5 protein-coding genes are annotated in these 6,254 nt (G+C 72.1%); 3 read left to right on the top strand and 2 right to left on the bottom strand.

What is annotated here, in order from left to right; all coding sequences use genetic code 11:
- The first annotated feature begins 136 nt into the window (after positions 1-136).
- The 3 genes from NBX02_RS13700 (at position 137) to NBX02_RS13710 (ending at position 3,192) form a co-directional block, all read left to right on the top strand.
- Positions 137-853 (top strand): hypothetical protein, encoded by a 717-nt coding sequence (locus NBX02_RS13700; protein ID WP_250291622.1) that lies wholly within the window; start codon positions 137-139, stop codon positions 851-853.
- 403 nt (positions 854-1,256) lie between these two features.
- Positions 1,257-2,114, top strand: a complete 858-nt coding sequence (locus NBX02_RS13705) for a metallophosphoesterase family protein (protein ID WP_250291624.1) — start codon at positions 1,257-1,259, stop codon at positions 2,112-2,114.
- A 154-nt stretch (positions 2,115-2,268) separates the two neighbouring features.
- Positions 2,269-3,192 (top strand): 4'-phosphopantetheinyl transferase superfamily protein, encoded by a 924-nt coding sequence (locus NBX02_RS13710; RefSeq protein ID WP_250291628.1) that lies wholly within the window; start codon positions 2,269-2,271, stop codon positions 3,190-3,192.
- Here NBX02_RS13710 and NBX02_RS13715 read toward each other — a convergent pair.
- Together NBX02_RS13715 and NBX02_RS13720 are read right to left on the bottom strand one after the other, a co-directional pair.
- Positions 3,173-4,555, bottom strand: a complete 1,383-nt coding sequence (locus tag NBX02_RS13715) for an NAD(P)/FAD-dependent oxidoreductase (RefSeq protein WP_445548420.1) — start codon at positions 4,553-4,555, stop codon at positions 3,173-3,175. The genes NBX02_RS13710 and NBX02_RS13715 overlap by 20 nt on opposite strands.
- Before the next feature lie 81 nt (positions 4,556-4,636).
- A partial coding sequence (locus tag NBX02_RS13720) for an FAD-dependent monooxygenase (RefSeq protein WP_250291626.1) occupies positions 4,637-6,254 on the bottom strand: 1,618 nt, incomplete at its 5' end.

Raw genomic sequence — 6,254 nt, forward strand, 5'->3', positions numbered from 1 at the left:
ACTCGGAGGGACTCAGACCAAGGACACCGGTGGCGGGTCTGTCCGGACAGCGAAGGCAGCCGCGGTGCCTGACACACCGCACGTTGCACCGTCACCCCGACAGGCCAGCCATATGAAGAAAGCAGGGTTTCCAGCGATGAGTAAGCCGGCACGCCTGCACGGTGGGCGCATGTTCATGGCTGTTTTATCGATGATCGCCGTTTTTCTCCTGGTCGGGGCTCCCTCCTGCGCGAGGCCGGCACCGCGGCCGAGCGAGAGCGCGCCGCCGAGCAGGGGCGCGACGAACCCGGGCCAGGAGACAGGGAACAGCTGCGCACAACCCGGGTCCACGACCCGTTCGCTCCTGCCTGATCTTCCAGACGACCAGATCAGGACGGTTGCCGAGGATCCCTGTCTGAAGTTCTCGCAGCTCACCGACCGGGTGCTCGCCGCTGTTCCCGCCGGTCAGCGGTCCATCCTCCGGAACGGCACAACCCCGTTCCTGCCGGCACTCACGCAGTTCGCCAACAGGGTGATAGCGGTCAACGGCGCGGCCGAATGCGCCTACAAGACCGACCGGCTGGCCATCGGTATCTACCAGCACAAGAACTATCTCTGGTCGGTCGGTGTCGTGGCGGTCGTCCGTGGCAAGCTGCCTGCCACCGTCCTGGACGTGGGCACCTGCCTGCTGCTGGAGAAAATAGCACCAGCGCGCCCGGCTTTTCTCACCCCGAACGGGGCGACCGAGATAGAGCCGACTGTCTGTGCCGACTATGCCACGACCAGCCGTGACGGCCAGAACTACACGCTTATGTGGCTTGGCTCGTCCGACCGGATGTGCGACCAGCTCGCGAGCAAGCTCGATGGCAGCTGAGAAAGCGGACGCCGAATGACGGGGTCGCGGTGGAGGACGGCGGTTCCCTCGAGGGCGGCCCGACACCGTCGCTGATCGACCGGGCTCGTGCGCGAGGGCATCCGACGGATGATCGCCGTGGCGTTGGAAGCGGATGTCGACGCCTACCCGGCGGAGCTGGCCGACGAGCGGGGCCGGCGATCGGCGGCCCCGCCGTCCGCAACGGCTACGCCCAGCCCGGTACGCCCAGCCCAGGTCGATGGTGATCACCGCCGGCACGCGAGAGGCCCGCGCGCTCCGGGTCGATGACAGGCGCATCGGCCCGGGACGCGGCGAGCGGGCGGTTGTTACACACTTGTCCCGTACTTGTCTCGTGCTGTCGTGTCGGACGATTCCGGTGGCGGGGTTGGGTAAAGTCGGAGGGGTGACCACGTTCCGGGTGGCTGGGAAGCTGCTCGCCATCAGTGATCTGCATGTGGCGTACCCCGAGAACCGGCAGTTCCTCGAGGAACTACGGCCGGAGTCGGACGCGGACTGGCTGATCGTCGCCGGTGACGTCGGTGAGGTCGTCGCGGACGTCGAATGGGCGCTGACGCTGCTGCGTTCCCGGTTCTCCACCGTGATCTGGGTGCCTGGTAACCACGAGCTGTGGACGCCGAAAAAGGATCCGGTGCGGCTGACCGGTGAGCGGCGTTACCAGCATCTGGTGGAGATATGCCGGCGCCTGGGCGTGCTCACCCCGGAGGATCCGTATCCGGTGTGGGAGGGCGCCGGCGGCCCGGTCACGGTGGCGCCGCTGTTCCTTCTCTACGACTACACCTTCCGGCCGGCCGGTACCTCCTCCAAGGAGGAGGCGCTTGCCGTGGCGCACCGCACGGGTGTGGTCTGCGCGGACGAGTACCTGCTGGTCCCCGACCCCTACCCGAGTGTGGACGCCTGGTCGCGGGCCCGGGTCGAGCACACCCGGGAACGGCTCGCGGCATGCGACCCGCGGCTGCCGACCGTCCTGGTGAACCATTTCCCGCTGGTGCGGGATCCGACCTATGTGCTGCGCTATCCGGAGTTCGCGCAGTGGTGCGGCACGGAGCACACCGCCGACTGGCACCAGCGGTTCCGGGCCGCCGCCGTGGTCTACGGCCATCTGCACATTCCCCGGACGACGTGGTATGACGGCGTCCGGTTCGAGGAGGTTTCCATCGGCTATCCCCGGGAGTGGCGCCGCTGGAACGGCCCGCGCAACATTCCCCGGCAGATACTCCCGGAGCCGGAGCGGCATGACTGAGCCCGGAATACCAGGGACCGGGACGCTGGGGACCGGCGTGTCCGGAAGCGCCGCAGCCGGAAGAGACGTGGCTGACGTCACCTCGTCCGTCCCCGCCCCCCCGTCCGGCACCGCTACCCCGTCCGGCGGGGCCGTCGCCGGGCCCGGGGCCGAGCTGCTCGCCACGCTGCTGCATCCGGCGGTGGTCGCGGTGGAGGCGTTCACCGACGACCCGGACGCGGTGCTGTTCCCCGCGGAGGCCGCCGCGCTCGCGCGGTCCGTGGACAAGCGCCGCCGGGAGTTCACCACCGCCCGGGTGTGCGCCCACCGCGCGCTCGCCGGCCTGGGCATACCGCCGGTGCCGATCCTGCGCGGGCCCAAGGGCGAGCCGCAGTGGCCCGCCGGGGTGATCGGCAGCATCACGCACTGTGCCGGCTACCGGGCCGCGGTGGCGGCCTGGTCCGCCGACATCCTCACGGTCGGTATCGACGCCGAGCCGAACGCGGCCCTGCCGGCGGGCGTGCTCGACCAGATCGCCCTGCCCGAGGAGCGAGCCTGGCTCGACCCGCTGCTGCGCGACGGCCCCGCCGCGCGCCCGGGCAACGTGTCGCATGGCATTCCCGCCGCGCATGGCATTCCCGCCGCGCGCTCGGGTGTGCTGCCGCCCGGCGGTCCCACCGCGGGCCCGGGGCCGCTGCCGCCCGGTGCTCCCGCCGACGATCCCGTCGTGCACTGGGACAGGCTGCTGTTCAGCATGAAGGAGTCGGTCTACAAGGCGTGGTTCCCGCTGGCGCGGCGCTGGCTGGGTTTCGAGGACGCGTCGATCACGATCGACCTGGCCGGGGGCACCTTCTCCGTCCGGCTGCTGGTGGACGGGCCGGTGCTCCCCGGCGGCGTCCCGCCAGGGAGGGGCCGGCCCGGCAACGATCTCTCCACGGACCTCTCCACGGACCTCTCCACGGATCTCTCCACGGATCCCTCCGCGGAGAGATCGGTCTCCCCGGAGCCTCAGGCCCCCGAACGGCTGACCGGTTTCACCGGCCGCTGGCTGGCCCGCAACGGCCTGGTCATCACGGCGATCACCGTGCCGGGACGCTGACCGCGGAAATCGTCTCGACCATTTCGGCCCGGGTGGGCACACCCGGGGAACGGCTCGGGCGCCAGCCCTGCGCGATCAGGCCCGTCACCCGCGGCTCCACCGCGTCCAGCGCCTCGGGTGGATCCGTCAGCTGCATGTGACGCAGCGCCGCCGTCGCGACCGTCGGGTCGACACCGGCGGCGGCGAGCAGCACGAACCGTGGCAGCGACGCCGGGCTCGGCGGGCTCATCGACGGGATGGCCGGCGTCCCGCCGTCGACGGCCGCCCGCCAGGCCGCGGCACGTGCCCGGTCGAGCTGCTGGGCGTCGTCGAACCACGACCGCAGCTCGCCGCGGACCCAGGCGTCGACCCGGTCCCGCCAGGCCGCGGGATCGCCGGGATCCTCGGCCACCGCCCGCACGAGCCGGAACGCATGCGCGACGGTCAGCGAGGAGCCCCGTCCGAAGTGCGGGTTGGTGGTGCAGACGGTGTCACCGAGCGCGTGCAGGCCGAGCGGCGCGGCCGGATCCAGCGGATGGAACGTGTTGCGCAGCCCGCTCATGACCGTGACGCCGGAGACCGGCTCGGCGAAGTTCGGGTCGGTCCAGGCCGCCCCGAGCGACATGATGCGGGCGGCCGACTCGAACACCGGCGCCCGGCGCAGCCCCGCCAGTGCCCGGTCCCCGGGCAGGTGGACGAAGGCGACGGTGAAGGTGCCGGCATCGTGGGGGAAGACGAGCAGCGCGTAGCCGTCGGCCTCCTCGACCCCGAGCACCCAGCGGTTGACCGCGGTGAACCGCTGTCCCGGCAGCAGCCGGTAGCGGCGGGACACGTAGACCTCGTTGGTCGGCTCGTCGAAGCCTTCCGCGTCCCGGGCCCCGCTGGTCAGCCGGCCACGCCGGCCGCCGGCGTCGATCACGAGATCGGCCGGGTGCGGCCCGCCCCCGGCCAGCTGCACCCCGACGACCGCTCCCCGCCGCGTTTCCACCCGCTGGACGGTCCCGGCCCGCAGCTCTATCCCGGGCTGCGTCTCGACGTCACGCCGCAGCACCCACTCCAGGGTGCTGCGGCGGCACCGCAACGAGCGCGTCCCGTCCGGCAGGGGTACCTCGACCGCGCCGGCGGCCCGCAGGGCGTCGAGTGTGCCGGGCAGGCCCGCGCGCAGCTCGGCGTGGATCCGGGCGAGGAAGGCGTGGGGCTGGTGCAGGTGCGCGACCCCGGTCCGTCGCCAGCCGCCGGCCTCGTCGAGCCGGGCGGGTCTGACCGTGGTGTCACGCTCGATCAGCGTGACCGCGTGCCCGAGGCGCGCCAGCGCGAGGGAGACCGTCATCCCCGCCATTCCGGCACCGCACACCACGACATTCAGCCGCCTGCCGCTTGCCATGCAACTCCCCGTTCTGCATGTCAGCTCATCACACTCCGCACATTTCGTCGCTGCCGCACGCCGAGGCGCGATCGGCTGTCGTCATCCGAAAACAGCACGTATGTGATCTTCAAGGGCGCCGGCAAGGACCGGCCTGCTGCGGAAGCCGATGTGCCCGTCCGGCCGGATCAGGTGGGCGCACGGCCCGGTGGTCGCGTAGACGGACCGGTAGTCACGCTCGGTGTCGCGGATGACGGGCAGGTCCAGGCCCGCAGGAGCGACGGCGTCCGGATCCAGCACGACGTAGGCGTTGATCAGCCCCGCGGCCTGCCGGCGGATCGCCGCGGCGATCTTCTCGTAGCCGCGCAGGTCCTCCTCGGTCGAGGAGGCGTCCCCGTAGAACAGCAGCGTGTGCGCGCCGCTGTGGATCAGCTCGAACAGCCGCAGCCGGTGCCCGACCCCGCGGCGGGCCAGCCCGTGCACGTCCGGCGCGCGGTCGCCGGCCGCCGGCCCGCGGTCCGGGGCGTCCCAGCCCAGCGCCTCCCCGACCAGCGGGCTGCCGCGGTAGGTCAGGGTCATCTGCATCTCGTCGAGGAACTGCGCCTTCTCGTCCTCGTTGTCCATCTCGTCGGTGAACGCGACCCGCACCGCGCGGCCCATGACCGACTCCCCGGCCGGGCGGCGCTCGGCCTCGTAGCTGTCGAGCAGGCCCGGCCCCGCGTGCCCGCCCGCCGCGAGCGCGAGCTTCCAGCCGAGGTTGTAGGCGTCCTGGATGCCGGTGTTCATGCCCTGCCCGCCCGCCGGCGGGTGCAGGTGCGCGGCGTCACCGGCGACGAACACCCGGCCGACCCGGTAGCGGTCGACGATCCCGTGGCTGATCCGGAAGATCGACGACCAGCGCAGGTTGCGCGCGGTCGTCCCGGGCGGCGCCAGCCCGTCGAGCGCGGCCTGGAACTCGGCCAGCGTTGGCGGCTCGTACTCCTTCGTGAAACCGGGCGGCACGTCCGTGCGGGCGGCCTCGGCCATGATCCGCGGCGGGGCCATGGTCGCGATGCGGTAGCGGCCCTGGCCCCGCAGCGGGACGCACACGAGCATCCCGTCCATCCTGCCGTCGGTCTCGTGCAGGAAGCGCAGCAGATAGCCTTCGGGCAGCGACCAGTCGACCTCGACGTCGGCGAGCATGAACAGCTGCGGGAACCGCCCGGCGCCGGCGTTGAACACCAGGTTCAGCTCCTTGCGGACGGTGCTGTGCGCGCCGTCGGATCCCACCAGGTACTTCGCGCGCACCGTCGTCTCGCCGTCGGCGCCCGCCAGCCGGGCGGTCACGCCGGCGGCGTCCTGGGTGAGGCCGCGCAGTTCCACGCCCCGCTCGATCGTCCCGCCGAGGGCGGCGAAACGGTTGGTGAGGACGCGTTCCGTCTCGTACTGCGGCAGCCCGAGGTGGGCGTACGGCAGCTCCGGCAGGTCCCACTCGACGCGGTGGGTCTGGTGCCCGTTGACGACGACGATCTGGCCGCTCAGCCAGATGCCGGCGTCCATCGCCTCCTGGACGATGCCCTGGTCCTCCCAGATCTCCATCGTCCGGCAGTGCACGCCGATGGCCTTGTCCGCCTGGCCCGGCGGCTCGGTGCTCCTGTCCACCAGCCGGCAGGCGACGCCGCGGCGGGCGAGTTCGACGGCGAGGGTCAGGCCGGTCGGCCCCGCGCCGACGACCAGCACG

The organism is Protofrankia sp. CiP1_Cm_nod1 (genome assembly GCF_920888515.1).
Classification (GTDB): Bacteria; Actinomycetota; Actinomycetes; order Frankiales; family Frankiaceae; genus Protofrankia.